This is a genomic window from Massilibacteroides vaginae (genome assembly GCF_900178525.1).
GTDB lineage: Bacteria > Bacteroidota > Bacteroidia > Bacteroidales > Tannerellaceae > Massilibacteroides > Massilibacteroides vaginae.
In genome coordinates, this window is sequence record NZ_FXDJ01000007.1 from 369,401 (window position 1) to 394,697 (window position 25,297).

Consider the following 25,297-nt stretch of genomic DNA (forward strand, 5'->3'; position numbering starts at 1 on the left):
TCGTCTTTTTAAAGGTTAAATATTCCACGGTGCGCGCATCGGTTGATCCAATAGGCGATTAGCTGCCTCATCATTCACAAACTCAAGTTTCACAGGATCAAAATGCAATGTCCGGTTCAAACGTAAAGCAACAGCACCCAAATTCACTATCGTTGCCGAACGGAATCCGTTTTGTTCATTCAATGCAAATGGCTGACGTGTTTTCACACATTCGATAAAGTCGCTCACCTGAGGTTCTGGCTCCGGATAATCCGCCAGTTTCTTTTCCCAATCCGGAATATCACAAACGAAATTCTTATATACATTTCCATTAGGACCTGAAATATAGGGTGTATTCGGATCACCATAATCACCACCCCAAAGTACGATCTGACAACCATCCTCATAAGTATAAGTAATAGAACGCCATGTGCCAACCGCGTCAGGATGTTGCTGCGGAGCATCCACTTCTATTTTTACAGGGCTTGTATGATCTTTACCCAGGAAATATTGAACAGGGTCAATATAATGCTGCCCCATATCGCCAAGACCACCACCGTCGTAATCCCAATATCCACGGAAAGTAGAATGCACACGATGGGCGTTATAAGGTTTATAAGGAGCCGGACCTAACCACATATCATAATCGAGTTCCTGAGGAACAGGTTGGGGTTCCAGATCTTCACGACCAACCCAATAGAACTTCCAGTCAAATCCGGTATGTTTACTGATCGTTACTTTTAACGGCCAACCCAACATACCACTCTGCACTAATTTCTTCAAAGGTTTAACGGGAGTACCTAAGCCATAAAAAGGATCATTAAAACGGAACCAAGTATTCAATCGGAACATACGTCCGTATTGCTTAACCGCTTCCATTACCCGTTTGCCCTCACCTATCGTACGAGTCATAGGTTTCTCACACCAGATATCTTTACCTGCTTTAGCAGCCTCAACCGACATAATCCCATGCCAATGAGGAGGTGTTGCAATGTGAACAATATCCACATTCTTATCCAGAATCAAGTCACGAAAATCATGATAGGCTGCGATCTTATCACTAACAAGTGCTTTACCAAGTTCCAGATGTTTTTTATCAACATCACAAACCGCAACCAAACGTGTTCCGGCATAATTCACATGACCACGTCCCATTCCACCGGTACCAATGATCCCCTTAGTCAATTGATCACTTGGAGCAATAAAGCCATTACCCATCACATGCCTCGGCACGATGGTAAAGGCTGCAATCCCCCCCAGTGTTTTTAGAAAATCTCTTCTATTTGTTCTCATAGTATATATAATATGTATTTGCTTTCAGATCAACCCCAATAATGGAAGAAACAAAAGTAGGAATTATCCGCGAATTAAAAAGACTTGAAATAGAATTATCCGTATTTACAATAATAAATACGGATAACTCCTTAAAAAAACACAATTAAATACTCAATCAAGAGCAGGATTAAAAGTTCCACCCCAATTGCTATTTTGTTCAATATTACTATTCCTATCAATTACATCTTTCTGAATAGGAAAAAAGTAATAAGAATCTGGCACTGATGTTACTTTAACTCCGGTAATTGGGATCTGCAAAAGACTATATTTAAAATCATATTCTGTAAGTTTCATACTAGCAGCTTTACTCTTTGCTTCTGTCATAGACATTTCTGTACCATCCGGATTGACAGCAATCGCTTCAACTCCATATTTGGTCTTTTTATCTAAACGATCCAACATCCTCAAACGACGAAGATCCCAAAAACGATGTCCTTCAAAGCAAAATTCTATGTTACGCTCTGCTAAGATAGCTTCACGAATATCTTCCCTTGACGAGGCTTTGATTCCGTATAGACCATCCTCTCCCGGCTCAATACCCGCACGTTCTCTTATTTGCTTTAAAATATCTATTGCAACGTCTGATTTACCAGTTTCGTTGGCGGTTTCTGCATAATTCAACATAACTTCAGCAAAACGCATCAAGATAAAGTCAACATCGTACTGCTGTACTTCAGCCTGCTTCAAAGACAAGTCAGATGCTTTACGAATAAAGAAACCAGAGGAACGATCCAAGTTAGTTGAGTTCACTCCTGCCTTTGGATTAACTCCAAAATCATCCATTTCGTGCGCTATACCCAAGCTTGTATATTGACGTTTACCGACTTTGCCCGACACTTCATAAATGCTGCCATTCCAAACAATAGATTTCTCAAAACGAGGATCCCTATTTTCCCAATATCTTTGCAAGAAAACATCGTCAGTCTTATAATATTTACCAGACGGATCATTGTATAATTTACCGTCTTTCATAGGAAAGTCTTGAATAAAATTCCAAGTCGGACACGACGAAGCAGGACCACGACTTTCAGAACCAGGACGTACGCCATTATCCCAGTTTGCCATCTTATTCGGATATGTATTGATTACAGCGAATACAACTTCAAAACCTTTTTCAACAAGAAATATATTTGCATAATCTCCTGTCAGTTTACTTCCATTTGCAACTAATTTAGTATAAGCCTGCTTATTTGCTTCGTATGCCTCTTGCCAATAAACATTATCCCATTTGTTGTTAGGATTAAATTGAGGCGAAGCTTTATATAAAAGAACTTTTGCTTTAAATGCTGAAGCAAAGCAAGCATCAATTTTCCCATAATTACCTGAAGATGGTTGGATCTTTTCCGGCAACATTGAAATAGCTTCATTCAAATCCTTAACAATTAACTCAAAACATTCTTTAGTACTATTTCTTTTCACATAGAGTTCATCTTTATTTTTATCCTGAGGAATTGTCAGATAAGGAATACCTCCATGATAAATTACCATCTGAAAATAAACATAAGCTCTAAGAAAATATGCCTGAGCAATGAACTCATCTTTCTTTGCCTGAGGTAAATCACCATTGGTTGTGTTCTGGATCGCTTCATTAATAAGACGTATGGTTGTATAATTCCATTTTTTATATTCCCCATTTGAGATTGTTATCCTATCTAAGTAGAAATGGATACCTGAAAGTTGTTGCGTTTTTTGATCTAACGAAACATTCCAATTTTCAAAAACTTTCGCATACAAATTCGCCATATAAGAATTTATCAACTTCTCATCATTCCAGACCTTGTTTGCATCATAGCTATAGATATTCTCAATATCTAAAGTGTCACACGCATTGTGCACAACCAATAAGACAAAAAGAGATATTATTGTTATTATCTTTTTCATTTTCGTCATTTTTTAGAATTTAATATTCAAACCGAAAGTAAACGATTTCATAAGCGGATATGAGTCGTAACAATCCTGTTCCGGATCATGAAACTCTGTGACATCCGAAAGAACAAACAGGTTTGTTCCATTAAAGAACAATTGAGCCGAAATCAGATTCAACGGTTGTAACCAGTTCTTAGGCAAATCATAGCCTATATTTAAGTTTTTCAATCGCAGATAGGCACCGTTTCTAATCCAGAAAGATTGGTCATTTGTTCCTGATTCATACCAGTTATTACCAACAACACGAGGATACTTCGCATTCGGGTTTTCAGGTGTCCAAACATCGTCTGTCCAAATCGGATAGTAAGGGCGAACAGTACCACCATGCTGACGCATTCCTCCTCCTTCTTTATTGCTTATCATACGATCATACATACCAACCCCCTGAAAGTGCATATCCACAGTAAAACCTTTCCAGCTTACACTTCCTCCAAAACCATAATTAATCCGAGGAGAAGCATTGTCTGTTAACAGTTGAATATCATTGCTATCAATTTTCCCATCCGGTCCTTTAGAGTATCCATCACCCCGAATATCCTCAAAATAAAGTCCCCCCAAATAAGGATCACGTCCAAATTGTTTAAAGCCTTTAGCTAACAATTCATCTAATTGTTCCTGAGTACGAATCATACCTAATGTTTTATAACCTGTTATTCTATTCAATGGCTTTCCTATTGAAGATAGTTCATATAAATTACCACCTTCTTTATATAGTGCCGTTTCATCCAAAACATCCCATTGGTCTTTAGAAAGGCCAAGATTGCCATAAACAGAATAATTAATAGCTCCATTCAAAGCTTGATCTCTCCACATAGCAGAGACTTCAAAACCTCTCCAAGATCTTTCTGCATAATTTTCAGGAGCCAAAGACTGTCCGTAAGTATCAGGAATTGTTACTATACGCGTTCCTAAAATATCTTTTTCAGTTTTGTAAAAAGCATCAAAAGTTCCACTTAATCTGTTATTTAAAACTGTAAAGTCAAATCCGCCGTTATATGTTGTAGATGTAGCCCATGTTAAATAAGGGTTAGGAGTCGCACCTGGTGTTATACCTTGAACAAGATTATCACCCCAAATATAAGAAGTACCCGTCTCATATTTATTGATATATGAAAATGGAGATATTTTCTGATCATCTTTTTTATTTAAGTCAATATCATTACCAGTTGTTCCATAAGAAGCCCTGATTTTTAGGTCATCTAACCAATTAGAGGTACTCTCCATAAAGCTTTCCTGATTAATTCTCCATGCTGCTGAGAAAGAAGGAAAGAATCCCCATCTTTTTTCCTTGGGAAATAAAGAGTTACCATCATAACGAAAAGAAAATTCCGCAATATACTTCTGATCAAAATTATAATTTACACGTCCAATCCAAGAAAGCCTTCCGCCTGTTACCTCTTCAGCCTCAGCCCATCTGCGCTCAGAATCTGTTGAATAAACAAACATCTGATCATAGTTGGTCAAAGGATCTTCGGCTTTTGAAAGAACTTTTTCACCACCATTTGCTGCTTGTTCCCATACAGCTGTTGCAGCAATTCCATGCTTTCCAAAAGTATTATTATAATTGAGGAACCAGTTCAGCTGCTCACTCCACAAAGTATGTACATTGTAGCTTAAAAACTCCTGATTTTGGGAGAAAGTAAATATATTGATATTATTGGGATCCGGAGGAGCCGGAACAAATCGATTTTCATCGGCATTGGCTGGTGACCAAACATAATTCTTCTGATAGGTCAAATATTTTTTACGCATATAATCGTTACTAATATAGTTCGCCGAAACCTTCGTGCTTAATCCTTTCAAGACACTACTCAAATCAATATCAAAAGAAAGAATAGCGTTCATTTCTCTTTTTCTGGTTTTTATATAACGATCACCAACCACTTGATCAATCACACTCCAAGCCTGCCAGCTACCCATAGGAGTCTGAACCGGATATTTTGTTACTTCATCAGCGGGTGTTCCGTCTTCATATAAATAGAATGGATAGGTTTTCGGCCAGTTAAACGTACAACGATACAAATCGCCTATTGTTTGTTCATCATCATCTGAAAAAGGCCAATAAAAACGTTTTTGGTTTTGCTGATTCGCAGCCAGATTCAGATTCATTTTAATTTTATCAGTAATCTTTGCAGTTACATTTGAACGTAAGTTAAATTTATCATTCTCAAGATTTTTATAAGAACCTTCTTCCCCAATATAGCTTAACAAAGCATAATACGTCACCCTGTCTCCACCTCCGGATACACTTAACGAATGCTTTTGATTCCAGGGAGTTTGCCAAATATAATCATGCACGTTGTAGTTCTTGTCCTTAAAGTAGTCAAATTCCTCATCTCCGTTTGGTAAAGTAAGACCTCTGAATTCGGCCACACGGTTCTGATAAATCAACTCATCAATTGCAGTGGTTTTATCTGACAATAATTCCATTGTTGGCGTCATGAAAGTATACGAGGCTTGATAATTAAATATTGGCTTTTGCTGTTCTCCACCTTTTGTTGTTACAAGTACGACACCATTACCAGCCTGTGATCCATAAATTGAGGCTGTCGCTGCATCCTTCAAGAAACTCAACTGATCAATTTCATTCGCTTCTAATGCATCAAAAGCATCCTTATCACGAACGATTCCATCAATCACAAACAGTGGTTCACCGAATCCACCACGAATACGAATATTTGATGAAGCTCCCATTAAACCGGAATTACCAACAATATTAACACCAGGAGCTCGTCCTGCAAGTGTATTAGAAAGATTTGATGTGGAAATAGTACTCAACTCATCTGCTTTTATGGCAGTAATTGATCCCGTCATATTTACTTTCTTCTGTACACCATAACCAACAATAACAACCTCCTCAAGTTTTTGAGTATCGTCTTTTAGTAGTATATTAAATTCAGTTTTTCCTGCCACACGAACTTCTTGTTCTAAATAACCAATATAAGAGATAAGAAGAATCCCATCTTCCGGTATATCCGACATAGTAAAGTTTCCATCAACATCAGTTATTGTTCCAATTGTAGTACCTTTCAAAACTACATTTGCACCAATTATAGCTTCATCCGTCACATCTTTAATAGTACCTTTAATTATTTTTCCATTTTGTTGAATTTCAGGTTGATTCAGATTAACTCGTTCTCTTCTTTCATCTTTAAGAAAAACTCGATTATTACTAATACGATAACTTATTTCTGCGTTCTTAAAAACTTTATTTAAGACAATCTCTATCTGTTCATCTTTCTCTTCTATTGAAATTTCTTCAATTTTCCTATTTAATAGAGTTTCATCGTATGAAAACTCATATCCGGTCTGTTTATTCAAGTATTGAATAACTGCTCCTACTGTTGTATTTTTCAACATCAATGTAATACTCACATGTTGAGAGTCGAGGGTAACAGCTTTAAGTTGAACAACAAAAAACATTAGCAGAAATACTGTTTTCCATATCATAGTGAAATAACCAGTTGTATTTACTCTGCTTTTTTTTAGGGTTTTTGGGGGTTTATTCATATTAAATTATATCAAATAAATTTAAAAAAATGGTTTATTTACTTTCAAAGGCTAAGCATTTAATATCAATTTCATCATAGGCTATAGATTTACTATTTGTTTATTCATATATGAAAACCTCGTCTCCTTCGATTTTATATTTGATTGGGGCGAGATACGAGAGAATGTCCAGAACTTGTTCGAGTGTTTCGTCCCGGTTGATCACACACCGATATTTTCGATCGGCCAATTTTTTAGATTCCAGATTTATGTTGACATCATAAATTAATGAGAGCTTGTTGACTATTTCACGCAGTGCGGCGTTTTCAAACCGGAGTTGATTGAGGTGCCAGGCTGTACTTACGTTGGTATCCACGGTTTTTACGGTGTATTCATTTCGTTCCGGCGAATAGGTTACTTTTTCACCCGGAAACATTTCATAGGCCGGAATGTTTTTTTCATCCAACAATTGTACTTTTCCGGAAACCAATATCGTTTCAATCAGGCCGCTTTCTTTTCTGTTTTTCAGGTTGAAAGAAGTTCCCAGCACTTTTACTTTCATTGAAGATGCATCTACTAAAAAGGGAGATGATATGTTTTTCTTCACATCGAAATAGGCTTCGCCTTCTAATTCCAACGTTCTTTTTTTGTCTGAAAAGTCATGGGGTATTTTTAATGTGGAATTTTCATTCAACCAAACTACGGTTCCATCCGACAGCGGAAACTTCTTAATCGATTCTCCCGGAGCAACTGTTATTCTTATCGCTGCCGGTTGGCTTGAAAAAAAATTCGCTACGCCATAGGATATAGACAACAGTAGTAGAAAAATAGCGGCGTAACGAGTGAATCGAAGAATGCTATATGACTGCTTTTTCTTCAATTTCTTATTAATAGCACCTAATGCTTTAAGTGTTCTTTCCGGGGTATTAACGTCTCTGTATTTATGACTTAACCTCAACTTCATCAATGCGGTGAAAAGCTCTTTATTGGCAGCAGATTCATTTCTCCACTGGAGCAGCACTTCCATTTCCGCCTCGGTTAAGTCCTCAAACAGATATTTTATGATTAACGTATAGTCCAAATTCATGCTTGTTGTGTGTATATAACAGCTAAACGATTTGGGACGCAAAACTACGGAGCAAAAAACAATTAAATAGTGAAAATCTCTTTTTTTATGCAAAAAAACGGTCAGCTATCACCAAAAGCAACAAGCTTCGCAATCGTTGACAATCAAAATGTAGAAATAATTAAACTTCATTGAACCGCTTCGGAATAAAGGGTATTGGTTAGCTACAAGGCACACGTCAAAAGGCTCTCTCCTTACGTTTTGAGGGCGATTCGTTTTAATTCTTTATTTTTTCTCTACAGCCAGGCGCACGTCGACAAACAAAGGTAGATGATCGGAAGCGACCTGTTCTTCAAACAATACCTGCCGCTTTAGCACGGAATAAGTGTTTCCGTTTTCGTAGCCATAGATATAATCGATGCACCGGTTAGGATTGACCACCGGAATGGTATTTTCCTTATAATTGTTTAGTGTGCTAAACTTCTCGCGCAAACCTACCTGTGTTGGAGAGTCGTAGACAGAGTTCATGTCGCCCGCCAAAAACAAAGGCTTCTTTATGTCTTTTATCGCTTCAAAAATAATGGGGACAGACAATTCCTGATCTTCTTTTGTCAGCGAGAAATGCGAGCAAGCAAAAACATACGTTTCAAATTCAACAATAAGCAACATTCTACTTTCTTCCCTTCCGGGTAGAGCAACCATCTTATGCCCTATTGGTTTCTCTTTTGACAACACGCCTACACCATATTTTCCTCCCTGATAGTCGATAGCCGGTCCGTAAGTGAAATGTTTAAGCGTTCTGTCTGCCAATTCCTTCAACACATACTTACCTCCGCTACGCTCCGTCACACTATCTAACTCCTGAACTGCCACCACATCCGGATTAACACGATTAATAATATCCGCTACACGCTGATAATCTATCACATCATCCATACCTTTACAATTGCGTACATTGTAAGACATTAACCGCAAGGAGTTTGGTTCTTTTGCATCTATTTCATTCGCATACGATTTACTTATCCATGCAAAACACAATATGAATAAAAAGGATATGCTCAGTTTTCCGGCATTTTTCATAATTCCACTTTTTGAGATTAAAAAAGAAATCAAACTTAGTTCATATTTGTCAGATTTAAAAGATGATGATCAGATTATTGCATATCCTTTTACTCCCCAAATTATCCTTCAGCACAAAGAAAGAGCAACTACATCTTATGTAAAACACCGTTTTATTCGTGTTTTTATGTTAAAATTTTGTTAAATACAGCAGCCGGAGATCAAAACCAAAACGAGCTGAATATCAATACATTGTACACCTTAAAATACATAAAGGTTATTTTTGGAAAAATAAAGGATATGTTTGAAAAAATATCCTTTATCTTTTTAAACATAAAGGATTGTTTTTTTTGCGCTGCTGATTAGCCTGTAGAATTGAATTGTTAATTTAGTGACCGGCCTCTTTGTCAGCTACCAAATTGATCTGGTTTTTTTTCAATTGGTTCAAAATTATATCTCACCGAAATCTTGTATATTTGAGTCTTTTAATAGTTCGACAACATTTACAAGCTTAATACAAACCCAAATGAGTTCCAGAGAAAAAGTGTTAATTCACACGTCGTGGATTAGTATCATAGGAAATGCCGTATTATCACTTTCTAAAATCATTATTGGTATATTATCGGGTAGTTTATCTGTTGTTGGAGATGGCATCGATTCTGCCACTGATGTTATTACTTCGATCGTTATTTTATATACTTCACGGGTAATAAATCGCCCGCCTAACACAAAATATGCTTTTGGTTATGAAAAGGCGGATACAGTTGCTACTAAAATTCTTTCGTTTGTTATCTTTTTCGCGGGTATAGAGATGTTTATATCGACGTTGAAAAATCTTATTTATGCGGAAGAACGTGCTTTGCCTGCTGTAATGGCTATTTATGTAACGTTATTTTCAATTATAGGCAAACTTTTATTAGCCGCTTACCAAAATTATCAAGGAAGAAAGACGGGTAGTGCCATGTTGATTGCTAATGCTAAAAACATGAAGATGGACGTATTTATTTCTCTTGGCGTTTTACTCGGACTGTTTTTTACATTCATATTAAATGCGCCATGGCTCGACTCTCTTACCGGGTTATTAATCAGTTTATACATCATAAAGACTTCTATTGAAATTTTTATGGATACGAATGTCGCGCTAATGGACGGTGTGAAGGATACTTCTATCTACCAACAAATTATTCACGCGGTTGAGCTTGTTCCGGGAGCAACCAATCCGCACAGAATTCGTTCCAGACAATTGGGCAATCTTTATATTGTGGGCCTTGATATAGAGGTAGATGGCAATCTGTCACTGCATGAGGCACATCAAATAGCCCAATTGGTCGAAGATAGTATAAAGGAAAACATTGATAATATTTACGACATCATGATTCATATTGAACCGGCAGGCGTTATGCATCCCAAAGAGAAATTCGGTGTTGACAAAAATAATCTGTCAACTTCTATATAGATTTTATCTATGACTCATGGATAGAAAAATTCGATGGTTTTTGTATTTTTGCAATAGAGAGATTATGACTGAATTATGCATCTAAAATAACACCTTAAATAGCCTATGTCACATTTACCAGCATTAGTAATTGACCTTGCACTCATTCTTATTTCGGCCGGTATTATCACTCTTATCTTTAAATGGTTAAAGCAACCCCTTGTGTTGGGATATATAGTTGCCGGATTCCTTGCCGGTCCTTATGTAGATATATTCCCTACTGTTGTAGATACAAATAGCATTAGTACATGGGCGGAAATCGGAGTTATATTTCTTTTGTTCGCGTTAGGGCTTGAGTTTAGTTTTAAAAAACTCATGAATGTGGGGGGCACAGCCGTTATCGCGGCTACTACCGAAGTTATTACGATGCTTGTGATTGGGTATGTGGTCGGTATTTTATTGGGATGGAACCCGATGAACAGTATTTTCCTCGGCGGTATGCTGTCGATGTCGTCTACAACGATTATTATCAAGGCCTTTGACGATTTAGGGCTTCGAAATCAGAAGTTTACACGAATTGTTTTTGGCACACTTGTGGTAGAAGATCTGGTAGCGATCCTGATGATGGTGCTGCTTTCTACCATGGCAGTTTCGCAACAGTTTGCAGGTGAGGAACTGATTGGTAGTATTATTAAGGTTGTTTTCTTTCTTATCCTTTGGTTTTTAATTGGGATTTATCTGCTTCCGGCTTTTTTCCGGAAAGCAAGAAAGATGATGAACGACGAAACTCTACTGGTCATCGTTGTGGGTTTATGCCTTGGGATGGTTTATCTTGCAACTATAACGGGATTTTCGGCTGCCTTAGGCGCATTTATTATGGGATCTATTCTGGCGGAAACTGTCGAAGCAGAACATATTGAACATCTTATAAAGCCTGTAAAAGATTTGTTTGGCGCCATATTTTTCGTTTCGGTAGGTATGTTGGTAGATCCGGCCGTTTTGGTAGAATATGCCTGGCCGGTTGTAATCATTACTTTAGTTACAATTACCGGAAAAGCCATCTTTTCCACATTTGGCGTACTTATCTCCGGTCAACCGATAAAAACATCTATACAATCAGGTTTCAGTTTAGCGCAAATCGGAGAATTCGCTTTTATTATCGCCTCTTTAGGGGTAAGCCTTAAAGTGCTGGATGAATATGTATACCCGATTATTGTTGCTGTATCTGTTATTACAACTTTTACAACGCCGTATTTCATCCGCCTGTCTGAACCTTTTTCTAATTGGATACATAAAATACTGCCGGAAAACACACTTGCTTTCTTTGAACGTTACGCTTCGGGAACAAAAACCATCAATCACGAGAGTGACTGGAAGAAGCTATTAAAAAGCTTCATGGGTAAATTAGTGATTTATTCCGTGTTGTTATCTGCTATATTATTGCTATCGATACATTTCTTATCGCCATTTATCATGGAGCAAATTCCGGATATTTGGGGGAAAATCGCTTCCGCAGCACTAACTATATTGCTCATGGCTCCATTCCTGACCGCCTTGATAGCCAATAAAACCAATCAGCCGGAATTGTTTATGAGTTTATGGAATGACAGTAAATACAACCGTGGTCGATTGGTATTCCTTGTTTTACTCAGAGTATACATCGCATTGACATTTGTTGCTTTGGTTTTAATAAACCTTTTCCATGTACAATATGGCATTGGCATCATTACAGCTGTAGCCGTTCTTGCATTGGTTTTCTTCTTCAGAAGGAACTTTAATCAATACTCGAGGATGGAATCGCAGTTTATAACGAACCTGAATCAACGGGAAGAGGTCGCTAAAAAAGCGGCGTCATCTATTAAAACCAGTTTTACCAGTCAGATGCACAACAAGAATATCCACATCACAGAAATAGAAGTTTCGCCCAACTCGCCCAATGTAGGTAAAACCTTGAGGGAACTAAAATTCAGACATGACTTCGGTGTAAGTGTGGTGAAGATACTCCGGGGAGAACGCAAAATTTACATTCCGGACAGTTCTGAAGTGCTATATCCACAGGATATTATTTCGGTTGTCGGCACAGACGAACAAATTGAACGCTTTTCCGTAACAGTAGAAAATTACAAAAACAACACCATACAGGAAGAAAATCGTGAAATGAGTTTACAATCCTTTACTATCGATGATAATTTCCCTTTCATCGGACAAAGCATCAGTAAATCTCAGATTGGCATGAAGTTTAATTGCATGATTATTGGTGTGGAAAGAGAAAGTGGTTCATTCATGAATCCGGACCCATCTATTGTTTTTGAACAAAACGACTTGGTATGGGTTGTAGGTGAAAAAGAGATACTTAAAAGGATATGTAGCTAATAATGTGCTAAACTTCACTAATTATATTGCATTTCAAACAAAATACACCAAATAAGAGATGTTTATATAAAAATAAATTTATCTTTGTCGAAAATTTTTTAAACAAATAAGATCATGAATGAATTATTAAACAATTTGAATGAACTTTGTGCAAGCTTTGCCAAAGACGCTGCTGCTCAAACTGAAAACGGAAATAAAGCTGCTGGTGCACGTGCCAGAAAAACATCCTTATCTATTGAGAAAGCGCTTAAAGAATTCCGTAAAGTATCTCTTGAGGAATCAAAGAAATAATTTTCCATTAGGGCAAAAAAATAAGGCTGTTTCATGAATGATGAAACAGCCTTATTTTTTTTACTTATTCTCGCCGATCAGTATGTGGGTTCATTAGCCAGGTTCCACAGGTTTAAATAAGCGGCTTTTGTAATGTCTACCACTTTCTCCAAATTGATCTTATCGGTATGATCGCTTGGCAGATGATAATCAGGATGGGCGTCTGTGTGATACCAGATAACAGGAATATCAAATCGTGCGAAAGAAGCATTATCACTACCCCCTATCGGTTTATCCCATGGACGGTAATTTGGTGTCAGGTTCAATTTATAATTGGCTATATCATTCTTCAGCCAATCGCCGAACACAGGATGAGCTTCGGTATAGAAATAAACAACATGTGTAGGATTTGATTCGTTACTATTGCGCCCGATCATATCAAAGTTAAGGTATCCTTTCACCTGCATTATTTCAGGAAAATTCTGCGTAAAGAAACGTGATCCGAGCAGTCCTTTCTCTTCGCCATCCCAAAGCGCAAAAATAACAGTACGCTCAGGTTGTACTCCCGACATAACGAACGCATGGGCTATCTGCAAAACAGCGGAAACTCCGGAAGCATTATCATCAGCTCCGTTATAAATCTGATCACCGTCCAACATAGGATCAATACCTAAATGATCATAATGAGCACCGATAATAACGTATTCATTTTTACGTTTACCCTCTATTTTGGCCAAGATATTTCTCATATCCAGTTTTTGATGAACCTTTTCTGCTTTAATTACCAATACTGAATCACGATCAACCTGAAATCGTTCTCTTCTTTGGCGTTCACGATTGTAGGCTTCAAAAGGTTGATAATAACACGCTCCCAAAGGAGAAATATTCATCTGTTTCAGGCAGGAAACAATATATTCGGCGGCAATTCGTCCTCCGTGAAATCCGGCTTCTCGACCTTCTAATTCATCAGAAGCCAGAAATGCGATATGCGCTTCAGCAGTTGTTTGGTTAATTACTTTCAATCCTTGTTCTTTTGGGGTCTGTGCCTGAATGGCGGCACTCATACTAAGGAATAAAACGAGTAAGCAAGTTGCTTTCATGTACATTTTTTTCAGCGTTTATTTTGGATATAAAGATAGTGGTTTTGCAGAAAACCAAAGTGTCTAAAAAAAGAAAAAGGCCTCTCTTCGCTCCTATTAGCGATGAAAGCCTCTCATTCAACATCTCTTACCATTCCTTTCGGACGGTGGCAAGAGATAACATCTTTGTTTATAACTTTGATTTAATCTATATCAGTTAAAAATTCTCTTCAGTTCTTAACTGCGTCTGCTTCTATTTCGTTCATTAAACGACGAATTTGCATATTAACTTGTTGACACATTGAACCGTTACCTACAAATTGGTATCTGTTCGCCTGATAACGCAACATAGCTAAAGTCCGCAGACTTTCTTCATTCTTTCTTGTCATCATTTTTTTTAAAATTTAATTCTCTCCTCGCTTGGAGAGTTGTTAATACATAAGATAAACTAAACAATTCTTTTTCCCTTTTGCATTACAAAGATACGAAATATGTTTTACAACACATGTTTCAAAGCTGTTACAATATCGGATATTGTTTTTTTTTAACTATTCATGCTTGATTTTATGCCTGATAAACATCAAATAACCCCAAAATACTTTAACGCATTATAAATTCCATCCTCATCTACCGCGTCTGTTGTATAATCCGCAGCCTCTTTAACTTCGTTTTCCGCATTTCCCATTGCAACACCTATTCCTACGTACTTTAACATGCCTATATCATTACCACCATCACCGAAAGCCATCGTTTCTTGCGGAGAAATGCCAAAACTTTCTAAAAGTTTTTCAATACCTACACTCTTATTTCCGCCTTTTGGCACTACATCTGTAAATAACGGAGACCAGCGGGTAGATTCACAACCGGGCAATACTTGCATAATTCTCTCTTCCTGATGCTCCTCAAAGAAAGCGATCAGTTGATAGACATTGTCCGAAGGTACTGTTCTAAGATCACCCAGCGGAGGTTCCGGAAAATTTAATTGCCCAAAAACTTGTTCTACTTTTTCATTCTTATGATTCATGAGCAAACTACTCTCCTGCACTAATATACAAGGGAAAGATTCCTTGTTTTCTAAGTAGTTCAGTAAAGAATTGATATCTGCTGAAGGAATTCTATGCTTGTAAAGGGCTTCACCTTGTTGATTTTCGCAATAACTTCCATTCAAAGTTACGTATCCGTCAAACGTTTCGTTTCCCAGATTATTAATTGCAGAGCGGTGCCTACCTGTCGCGATAAAAATCTTTATACCTTTTTCTCTTACTAAAGCCAAGGCTTTGCTGGTTGATTCCGGGATCTTGTGTGTATTGAAGCTCACCAATGTGCCATCAATATCAAAGAATATTGCTTTAATCATTTTATTTTTCAATCTTATTACCTTACTGCAAAGGTAAGGCTTTCGGCAGAGATAAAAAAAGCGATGATCATTTGACCATCGCTTTTTAATTAATATGTAATACTTATTAAGCTTCTGTTGCTACTTCAACCGCCCATTCTTGCTGAGCTAAACGCTTATAGTTATTGTATCTCCATTGTGCATTCTGCTTCGCGGCGTTAAATAGTTCGGCAGCTTCAGCAGGATACTGTTTCATTACAGATGAATAACGAACTTCACCTTTCAGGAATGTTTCGAAGTTATCCCAGTTCGGTTCTTTACTATCTAAAATGAATGGATTCTTACCTTCTGCTTCTAATGTAGGATTATAGCGCCACAAGTGCCAGTATCCGCATGCAACCGCGTCGGCTTGTTCTTGCTGACTCTTGCCCATTCCTGCTCTCAAGCCGTGGCTGATACATGGAGAATAAGCAATGATCAAAGAAGGTCCGTCATAAGCTTCCGCTTCACGAATTGTCTTCAATGTTTGAGCCTGATCGGCACCCATTGCGATCTGAGCTACGTATACATAACCGTAAGTTGTAGCCATCAGACCAAGGTCTTTCTTACGAACACGTTTTCCTGAAGCGGCGAATTTAGCAATAGCACCAACCGGAGTTGATTTAGATGACTGACCACCCGTGTTTGAATATACTTCGGTATCCAATACAAGGATATTTACATTCTTGCCTGAAGCAATCACGTGGTCAAGACCTCCGAAACCTATATCATAAGAAGCACCGTCACCACCGATGATCCATTGAGACTTCTTGATCAGGTATTTGCTTAAAGAAACAAGTTCTTTACAGATAGCACACTTGTCTGCCGCAGCAGTAACCAAAGCAGTGATCTGAGGAGCAAGTTCTTTTGTCTTCTCTGCGTTATTCTGATTAGCGATCCATTCTTCGAACAGTACTTTTGCTTCATCAGGACATCCGCCTTCGATCGCTTGATTCATTAGCTTTTCGATGCGTTCGCGCATTTTCTCTACAGCCAAAGACATTCCTAATCCAAACTCAGCGAAATCTTCGAACAATGAGTTTGCCCAAGCCGGACCATATCCGTTTTCGTTTTTGGTATAAGGAGTAGAAGGTACTGATCCCGAATAGATAGAAGAACAACCTGTCGCATTTGCTACCATTTCACGGTCGCCAAACAATTGAGTGATCAACTTAACATAAGGCGTTTCACCACAACCTGAACAAGCACCGGAGAATTCAAACAAAGGAGTAGCAAACTGAGAGTTCTTTACATTGGCGTTAATATTAACCAGATGTTGTTTGCTCTTCACTTCTTCTGCACAATAGGTCCAGTTCGGAACTTCATTAAGCTGACTTTCCAGATCTTGCATCTTCAACGCCTTACCTTGCTTATTGCCCGGACATATATCCGCACAGTTACCACAACCAAGACAGTCTAATACAGAAACCTGAATGCGGAACTTCATGCCGTCAAATTGCTTTCCTACCGCCTTCAGCAATCCGTCTTCAAACGGAGCTTTTGCTTGTTCTGTTTCATCCAGCACAAACGGACGAATACAAGCGTGAGGACACACATAAGCACATTTGTTACACTGGATACAGTTTTCCGACGTCCATTCAGGAACGAAAGGAGCAACACCGCGCTTTTCGAATTCGGACGTACCTTGTTGCCATGTTCCGTCTTCAAGACCAACAAATGTAGATACAGGCAGCAAGTCTCCATCCTGTGCATTGATCACGTTTACAACGTTGCTGATGAATTCAGGATATTTCACTGATTCGTTCTTTTCATCTGCCAGATCAGCCCATTCCGGTTTTACCGGTAACACAGCATATTCGCCACCACGATCAACCGCTGCGTAATTCTTATTAACGATATCTTCACCTTTCTTGCCGTAAGACTTCACGATAAATTTCTTCATCTGCTCTACAGCCAGTTCTACAGGTATAACCTGCGTAATACGGAAGAACGCGGATTGAAGAATCGTATTTGTACGGTTACCCAAACCAATTTCTAACGCGATTTGAGTAGCGTTGATATAATAAACAGTAATATTTTTCTTAGCGAAATAACGTTTCACCTTATTCGGAAGATGTTTTTCCAGTTCTTCCGCACTCCATACGGTATTCAGCAGGAACGTTCCATTTTCACGCAGACCACGCGTCACGTCATACATCTTCAAATATGCCTGAACATGACAAGCCACGAAGTTTGGTGTATTAACCAAATAAGTAGAACGGATAGGTGTATCGCCAAAACGAAGGTGAGAACAGGTAAATCCTCCCGACTTCTTAGAGTCATAAGAGAAATAAGCCTGACAATATTTATCGGTATTATCACCAATGATCTTTACAGAGTTCTTGTTCGCTCCCACTGTACCATCAGCACCTAAACCATAGAATTTAGCTTCATACATGCCTTCGCCACCCAACGCAATTTCTTCGCGAGGAGGAAGTGAAGTAAAGGTAACATCATCTACAATACCGATTGTAAAGTTTGTTTTCGGCAATGATAAACCAAGATTTTCATAAACAGAAAGAATCTGTGCAGGAGTAGTATCTTTAGAAGACAAGCCGTAACGTCCGCCTACAATAACGGGAGCATTTTCCTGCCCGTAGAAACAATCTTTCACATCCAGATACAACGGTTCGCCGGTTGCACCCGGTTCTTTTGTACGGTCGAGCACAGCAATTCTTTTCGCTGTTTTAGGAACAGCCGCAAGGAAATGCTTAGCAGAGAACGGACGATACAAGTGAACAGCAACCAAACCTACCTTTTCGCTCTGAGCAACCAAATGGTCGATCGCTTCGCGGATAGCTTCTGTTACAGATCCCATGGCAATGATCACACGGTCGGCATCTTCCGCTCCGTAATAATCAAACAAACCATATTTACGACCGGTAATTGCAGAAATTTCTTTCATATAATCTTCAACAATCGCCGGAACCGCATCGTAATATTTATTAGCAGATTCTCTGTGCTGGAAGAAAACGTCCGGGTTTTCGGCCATACCGCGTGCCACCGGATTTTCAGGATTCAACGCGCGAGCACGGAATTCGGCCAACGCTTCCTGGTCGATCAGATGAGCCAGCTCATCTTGTTCGATCGTTTCAATTTTTTGAATTTCGTGAGAAGTACGGAAACCATCAAAGAAGTTTACGAACGGCACACGAGATTTGATAGTAGCCAGATGAGACACAGCCGATAAGTCCATCACTTCCTGCACGGAACCTTCGGCAAGCATAGCAAAGCCGGTTTGTCTGGCAGCCATCACGTCCTGATGATCTCCGAAGATAGATAGCGCATGCGATGCTATCGTACGGGCAGATACATGGAATACACAAGGCAATAACTCACCGGCAATTTTATACATATTAGGGATCATTAGCAGCAATCCCTGTGAAGCAGTATAAGTTGTGGTTAATGCACCGGCCTGTAACGAACCGTGTAATGCGCCGGCAGCTCCTCCTTCTGATTGCATTTCCTGCACAAGAACAGTTTCACCGAAAATATTTTTTCTTCCGGCGGCTGCCCATTCATCTACATACTCTGCCATAGTAGAAGATGGCGTGATAGGATAAATCGCGGCTACTTCACTGAACATATACGAAATATGAGCAGCGGCCTGATTACCATCACAGGTTAAGAATTTCTTCTGTTTTGTCATTTTGAGATATATTTAAGTAACACTTATTCTTTTTTAATACAAAAATCCGAACAACCACAACGGAAAAATATTGTCGGCACCTACCTCCACTTTTTCAACCGCGTAGTAGATATCCGGATTAGTTTTCCCTTTTAGGCTTTCTTCTATCCTGAACTGATGCTTTCTTTCCACAAGGAAGTGAGCGTTTTTCATGCCGATATTCAGCTTGTTATCCTTGTGCAACGCATTATAAAAAAATGTTTCCCGCAAAGCCTGATGGTTTACAGCCATCGGACGGATAGGATACATCAGATTCGTGTCGTTCATATACACTTTGGCCGGTTTTTTAGGGAAGCTATCTCCTTCCGGATAAAGTATATTCATCAAGCGGGCATCTGTCAGGTACTTTATATAATTCATCACTGTTGCCCTGCTGGTTTCAATGTCTTTACTTAATTGGCTCACATTTGGAGCACAAGGTGCGCTGATCGCTAACAAATATAGCAATTTTCTCAGTTTTGGGAGATAACTTTGCTCAATCTGTTTGATATAAAGTACATCTACTTCCAACATCATATTCATTGTCTTCAGTAAATTTTCGGAAAAGTTCCGTTTTTCCAAAAAAAACGGGTAATAGCCATGATGCATATAGTCATGCAAAAAAGCCATGGGTTTTATTTCCGAACAAATAGATTCGGCAATTTTGGTATGATCGTTAAGCAGTTCATCCAACGTAAACGATGGGAAAGAAGTGCCCACCATCAGATTTATATATTCACGAAACGAAAATCCACGTAGGTTATACGATTTTACACAACCGGACAAATCCGGGTTTTCTTCTTTCAACCGCATAACGGAAGATCCGGAAAACACAATCCTCACATCCGGGTAGTTATCGTAGCAATAACGCAACTCGCGTGACCATTCAGGGTATTTAAAAACCTGATCGATCAGCAATACTTTTCCTCCCTTCGCACGAAATTCGGCAACGAAATCAATCAGCGACCTTTCAGTAAAATAGAAATGGTTCAGATTAATGTACAGACATTCTCTGTTTTCCTTTCCGAAAAACTCACGGGCATACTCCAGCAGAAACGTAGTCTTCCCGACTCCTCTGGAGCCTTTAATACCGATAAGACGATCGTTCCAATCTATTTCGTCCATCAACTGACGACGAACCGGCGAGGTAGTGTGTTCCAATAAATAATTATGTGTCCTGTAAAATGCTTCCACAATGTAAATTATATACCAAATGCAAATATATTAATTTTATCAACATTGTAATACAGAGATAGCAATTTTTAGCATATTTGTGTAATTCTAACTTTACAACAAAGTGGCTAAATCCGGCCTGTTTTTATCCTTGCTTTTTCGTATTACTATATAAAAAAAAACATAAAGGTTATTTTTCAAAAGATATCCTTTATTTTTCGAAAAATAACCTTTATGTTTTTCGACTTATTAAACCTACTGATATTCAGCGTATTAAAAATGTCGATTTTTCGCCTAAAAAGTAGCAGCGTTCGACTTGACGATAAACCAGGGATTCAGGAGGTTTTCCTTGTTGTAAATAAGTGGCGTTTTTTCGTCTACATGAAAAACCACACAACCTGCCGCATGGGCTATTGCCTGCCCTGCCGCCGTATCCCATTCCATCGAAGGGGCAAACCGAGGATATATATCGGCTGTTCCTTCGGCAACCATACATATTTTTAAACTGCTTCCGCTGTTTATCTCGGTTACGGGCTGTCCTTGTTTTTTCAGGTTGGCGATAAAGTCAATACAATATTCTGTTTTATGCGAACGCGATGAAACAACCACAATGCCTTGATGGTGGGGCAAACTCAGCGGTAATCGCTTGGCGTTTTTACGCATTTCGCTATACGAAAATTGGTTATTAAAATCTGCACCTTCCACTTTATAGGCTCCGATGGAATCGGTGGCAAAATAAAGCTCCTTACGAACAGGCACATAAATAACGCCCAACACGGGCACACGATCTTTTATCAGCGCGATGTTTACAGTAAACTCTCCGTTTCTCTTGATAAATTCTTTTGTCCCGTCAAGGGGGTCAACCATCCAGAATGTGCTCCAGGATTTCCGTTTGGCGTATACCGTATGGTCGCCTTCTTCACTGAGTATAGGGAATGAGGTAACAGACAAAGCTTGCGTAATCAGCTCGTTTGCCAATCTGTCGGCAATAGTTAAAGGTGAGTTATCCGCTTTATTTTCAATTTCCATGTCGGCTTCGGTATCAGCATAAATTTTCATAATTTCCTGTCCGGCATCTAAAGCGGCGCGAATGGCTAAATAAAGATAATTGGTATATTCTATCATAGCGTTTTTATTTGTGTCTTTCTACAAAACTAACAATTAATTAATGTATGCCCCCTTATCTTCGTAAAATTTATCGTAAATTTGCGTCAATCACTTTCATAAGTGTAATTCCCATTAATAACAACAGATTTACAGATTAAGAAATGAAAAGAGACGACATCATTTTCGACATCATTGAAAAAGAGCGTCAGCGGCAATTGAAAGGAGTTGAGCTGATTGCTTCCGAAAACTTTGTGAGCGAGCAGGTTATGCAAGCCATGGGTAGTTGTTTAACAAACAAATATGCCGAAGGATATCCGGGGAAACGTTATTATGGCGGGTGCGAGATAGTAGATCAAAGTGAAACAATAGCAATAGAGCGTCTGAAGCAAATTTTCAATGCGGAATGGGCTAATGTTCAGCCTCATTCGGGTGCACAGGCCAACGCCGCGGTGTTTCTGGCTGTACTTAATCCGGGGGATACTTTCCTGGGGTTAAACCTGGCTCATGGCGGTCACTTATCTCATGGTTCTCCCGTAAACAGTTCAGGTATTCTTTATAAGGCTACAGAATATAATGTAATAGAAGAAACCGGGCGTGTAGACTACGACCAAATGGAAGAGGTTGCCCTACGCGAACGTCCTAAATTAATTGTAGGAGGCGGATCGGCCTATTCGCGTGAATGGGATTACAAGCGTATGCGTGAAATCGCAGATAAAGTAGGTGCGTTATTGATGGTAGACATGGCTCATCCTGCCGGATTGATTGCTGCCGGATTATTAGATAATCCGCTTAAACATGCCCACATCGTTACTTCGACTACACATAAAACGTTGCGCGGACCGCGTGGAGGTATTATTTTATTAGGTAAAGACTTTGAAAATCCATGGGGTAAAAAAACGCCTAAAGGTGAGATACGTATGATGTCTCAACTGTTAGACTCCGCGGTATTCCCCGGCATTCAGGGCGGACCTCTTGAACACGTGATTGCCGCTAAGGCCGTTTCGTTTGCAGAGGCATTAGAGCCGGAATACATCACGTATCAGTCTCAGGTAAAGAAAAATGCGGCAACAATGGCACAGGCATTTATCGACAAAGGCTATAAAATCATTTCCGACGGTACAGACAACCACAGTATGCTGATCGACCTGCGTACTAAATTTCCTGAATTAACAGGAAAGGTTGCCGAAAAGGCATTGGTTGCGGCAGATATTACAGTGAATAAGAATATGGTTCCGTTTGACAGCCGTTCTCCATTCCAGACTTCGGGTATTCGTGTGGGTACACCGGCCATTACAACACGTGGCGCGAAAGAAGACCTGATGGCGGAAATCGTTGAATTAATGGATACGGTATTAGCTGCTCCGGAAAACGAGCAAACCATTACTTCTGTTCGCGAAAAGGTGAATAGTATAATGAGGGAATATCCGCTCTTTATATGGTAAATTGAACATTTGAAGGTGTCTCAAAAGTGTGTTGTTTCAGGCTTGACCTGAGCTATACCGTTTTTAAGACACCTTTTTTCTACTTATTTTTTTAATGTAAAAGAACTTAAACTGAACGAAACGCAAATGAAAAAAGTTTTATCACTATGTGCAGTTACGCTGGTTTGTTTCCTGGCCGCGTGTACGCAAGCTCCTACAAAACAAGCGGCATATAATCAGGGAATCAACATCATTCCTCAGCCACTCAGTCTTGTACAACAGGATGGTCACTTTAAATTAAACAACAAAACGGTATTTTTCGCTCCCACGGCAGAAGCAAAGATAATCGCGGAGTTTTTCGCGTCAAAACTTCAGCTTTCCACCGGTTTTTCCTTTGCATTGGCAGAGAAAGAGAGCGGAAACAGTATTTCTTTATTGATCGATGAAAATATTCAGGTTAACGATGAAGGGTATACACTTGCTGTTACGGATAAAAGCGCGGTAATCAAAGCGAAAACTGCTCAGGGTATTTTTTATGGGATGCAATCATTCCTACAACTTTTGCCGGCAGAGGTAGAAAGTACTGCGTTGGTAAATGGCGTTGATTGGGTGGCTCCGGCTGTGAGCATTTCCGACGAACCCCGTTTTAGCTACCGTGGCATTATGTTGGATCCGTGTCGCCACTTTATTCCGGTAGAGAACATCAAAAAACAATTAGACGTATTGTCGTTGTTTAAAATTAACCGGTTTCACTGGCACCTGACTGAAGATCAGGGTTGGCGTATCGAAATAAAGAAATACCCCAAACTAACGGAAATAGGTTCTAAGCGCATTGAAGGCGAAGGTTTTGAATATGGAGGTTTCTATACCCAGGAAGAAATAAAAGAGGTAGTTGCTTATGCTGCCGAACGTTTCATTACCATTATTCCAGAAATCGAAGTACCGGGTCATGAATTGGCTGCAATTTCAGCTTATCCGGAACTTTCCTGTACGGGAGATGCCATCACGCCACGCATTATCTGGGGTGTGGAAGATATAGTGCTTTGTGCCGGTAAAGAGAGTGTATTTGAATTCCTTGAAAATGTAATTGCCGAAGTTGTCGAGCTATTCCCCGGCGAATACGTCCATATCGGTGGTGACGAATGTCCTAAAACAAGCTGGAAAAAATGTCCGCTTTGTCAGAAAAGAATTCGCGAAGAAGGTTTGAAGGGCGACAAAGAACACTCTGCCGAAGAACGTTTGCAAAGTTATTTTATACAACGTATAGAGAAAATGTTGGCTAAACATGGCAAGAAAATAATCGGCTGGGACGAAATTCTGGAAGGTGGTCTTGCTCCTACCGCAACGGTTATGTCTTGGCGTGGTGAAGCCGGTGGTATAGCAGCCGCAAGCATGAATCATGATGTTATTATGACTCCGGGCGCAAACGGTATGTACCTGGATCAATATCAGGGTGATTATAAAATAGAACCGGTAACTATCGGAGGGTATGCTACGCTGGAAAAAACATACAGCTACAACCCCACTCCCGACACATTGATAGCTTTAGGCAAAGCGCATCATATTCAAGGTGTTCAATGCAACATTTGGTCGGAATATATGTATAAGACGGATCTGATGGAATACCGTATTTATCCGCGTATTCTGGCTCTTTCCGAAATTGGTTGGACAAAAGATGAGAACAAAGACTATAAAGATTTCGAACGCAGAATAGACAATGCGTTGGTACGGTTGGACGGACATAAGATCAACTATCATATTCCACAACCGGAACAACCGAATGGCTCATGCAACTTTGTCACGTTTACCGACAAAGCCTCGCTTGAATTCACGACTTCCCGTCCCATCAAGATTGTATATACCACTGATGGCAGCGAACCAACAGCCGAATCCGCAATTTATGAGACTCCTATTGAGTTTACGGAATCCGGTGTACTTAAAATCCGCTCTGTACTTCCTTCCGGAAAAATGAGCAAGACGCGTGAAATCACCGTCGAAAAGCAAACTTTGGCTCCTGCAAAAGAAATAGCTCAAAAGTCACCAGGTCTTGATATGCAAGTAACTTATGGCTATTTCCTTGAATCGTCTCAGCTAAACGGCATTACCGACTGGAAAAACTCAACAATTAAATCTTTAAGAGAAATAAGAAGTGTTGAAAAGACCGACGAGTCTATGCGCAATGTGAAACAATATGCAGCTATCGCAACGGGTTATATTGACCTTCCTGAAGATGGTGTTTATTATTTCTCTTCCGACAATGAAGAAGTTTGGATTGACGGCACTTTGCTTATAAGCAACAAGGGCGAAACCAAACGTTTCTCACGCAATGACAAATCTGTAGCTTTGTGCAAAGGTCTTCATGAATTTAAAGTTGTATTCTTAGGGCACATCATTGGTGGATGGCCTTCAAACTGGAATAACGGTGGGGTAAATATCCGCAAATCGGATGAAGAAAAATTCGCTCCGGTAACTCCTGAAATGCTTTATAGAGGTAAGTAATACCTGACCCTATACTAATTCGAAAACGGCTTCACAAATCAACG

At 39.3% G+C, this 25,297-nt stretch carries 16 protein-coding genes; 5 read left to right on the top strand and 11 right to left on the bottom strand.

What is annotated here, in order from left to right:
• Positions 1-15: 15 nt before the first annotated feature.
• From B9Y81_RS04515 to B9Y81_RS04535, 5 genes are all read right to left on the bottom strand, one after another.
• On the bottom strand, positions 16-1,272 hold the full coding sequence (locus tag B9Y81_RS04515; protein WP_085535803.1) for a Gfo/Idh/MocA family oxidoreductase: 1,257 nt from the start codon (positions 1,270-1,272) through the stop codon (positions 16-18).
• 153 nt (positions 1,273-1,425) lie between these two features.
• Entirely contained in the window at positions 1,426-3,195 is a 1,770-nt protein-coding gene (locus tag B9Y81_RS04520) for a RagB/SusD family nutrient uptake outer membrane protein (protein WP_085535804.1), read from the bottom strand.
• A gap of 12 nt (positions 3,196-3,207) precedes the next feature.
• Entirely contained in the window at positions 3,208-6,690 is a 3,483-nt protein-coding gene (locus B9Y81_RS04525) for a SusC/RagA family TonB-linked outer membrane protein (protein ID WP_085536002.1), read from the bottom strand.
• Between the two features lie 160 nt (positions 6,691-6,850).
• On the bottom strand, positions 6,851-7,816 hold the full coding sequence (locus B9Y81_RS04530) for a FecR family protein (RefSeq protein ID WP_095996244.1): 966 nt from the start codon (positions 7,814-7,816) through the stop codon (positions 6,851-6,853).
• A gap of 264 nt (positions 7,817-8,080) precedes the next feature.
• Positions 8,081-8,875: an endonuclease/exonuclease/phosphatase family protein gene (locus tag B9Y81_RS04535; protein ID WP_085535805.1), complete on the bottom strand. Its 795-nt coding sequence runs from the start codon at positions 8,873-8,875 to the stop codon at positions 8,081-8,083.
• A 505-nt stretch (positions 8,876-9,380) separates the two neighbouring features.
• On the opposite strand from B9Y81_RS04535, the gene B9Y81_RS04545 reads away from it, so the two are divergent.
• From B9Y81_RS04545 to B9Y81_RS04555, 3 genes are all read left to right on the top strand, one after another.
• Positions 9,381-10,310 carry a cation diffusion facilitator family transporter gene (locus B9Y81_RS04545; protein ID WP_085535807.1) on the top strand — a complete coding sequence of 310 codons (930 nt, stop codon included), beginning with the start codon at positions 9,381-9,383 and terminating at the stop codon, positions 10,308-10,310.
• 105 nt (positions 10,311-10,415) lie between these two features.
• Positions 10,416-12,662, top strand: coding sequence for a monovalent cation:proton antiporter family protein (locus B9Y81_RS04550; protein WP_085535808.1), 2,247 nt, complete (start codon positions 10,416-10,418; stop codon positions 12,660-12,662).
• A gap of 114 nt (positions 12,663-12,776) precedes the next feature.
• Positions 12,777-12,953, top strand: coding sequence for a histone H1 (locus B9Y81_RS04555; RefSeq protein WP_085535809.1), 177 nt, complete (start codon positions 12,777-12,779; stop codon positions 12,951-12,953).
• 77 nt (positions 12,954-13,030) lie between these two features.
• Here B9Y81_RS04555 and B9Y81_RS04560 read toward each other — a convergent pair whose 3' ends face one another.
• From B9Y81_RS04560 to cysQ, 6 genes are all read right to left on the bottom strand, one after another.
• On the bottom strand, positions 13,031-14,032 hold the full coding sequence (locus B9Y81_RS04560; RefSeq protein ID WP_085535810.1) for a M28 family metallopeptidase: 1,002 nt from the start codon (positions 14,030-14,032) through the stop codon (positions 13,031-13,033).
• A 209-nt stretch (positions 14,033-14,241) separates the two neighbouring features.
• Positions 14,242-14,403: a hypothetical protein gene (locus B9Y81_RS15265; protein WP_176221444.1), complete on the bottom strand. Its 162-nt coding sequence runs from the start codon at positions 14,401-14,403 to the stop codon at positions 14,242-14,244.
• A gap of 188 nt (positions 14,404-14,591) precedes the next feature.
• Positions 14,592-15,368: a Cof-type HAD-IIB family hydrolase gene (locus B9Y81_RS04565; RefSeq protein ID WP_085535811.1), complete on the bottom strand. Its 777-nt coding sequence runs from the start codon at positions 15,366-15,368 to the stop codon at positions 14,592-14,594.
• Between the two features lie 106 nt (positions 15,369-15,474).
• On the bottom strand, positions 15,475-19,035 hold the full coding sequence (gene nifJ / locus B9Y81_RS04570) for a pyruvate:ferredoxin (flavodoxin) oxidoreductase (RefSeq protein WP_085535812.1): 3,561 nt from the start codon (positions 19,033-19,035) through the stop codon (positions 15,475-15,477).
• Positions 19,036-19,068: 33 nt separating this feature from the next.
• Complete coding sequence (locus tag B9Y81_RS04575) at positions 19,069-20,247, bottom strand: ATP-binding protein (RefSeq protein WP_085535813.1); 1,179 nt, start codon at positions 20,245-20,247, stop codon at positions 19,069-19,071.
• A 273-nt stretch (positions 20,248-20,520) separates the two neighbouring features.
• The gene (gene cysQ, locus B9Y81_RS04580) at positions 20,521-21,351 is read right to left on the bottom strand and encodes a 3'(2'),5'-bisphosphate nucleotidase CysQ (RefSeq protein ID WP_085535814.1); all 831 of its coding nucleotides are present in this window, start codon (positions 21,349-21,351) and stop codon (positions 20,521-20,523) included.
• A 143-nt stretch (positions 21,352-21,494) separates the two neighbouring features.
• Between cysQ and glyA the strand changes: the two genes are divergently transcribed.
• Positions 21,495-22,775, top strand: coding sequence for a serine hydroxymethyltransferase (gene glyA / locus B9Y81_RS04585; protein ID WP_085535815.1), 1,281 nt, complete (start codon positions 21,495-21,497; stop codon positions 22,773-22,775).
• A gap of 126 nt (positions 22,776-22,901) precedes the next feature.
• On the top strand, positions 22,902-25,253 hold the full coding sequence (locus B9Y81_RS04590; RefSeq protein WP_085535816.1) for a family 20 glycosylhydrolase: 2,352 nt from the start codon (positions 22,902-22,904) through the stop codon (positions 25,251-25,253).
• The last annotated feature ends 44 nt before the right edge of the window (positions 25,254-25,297 follow it).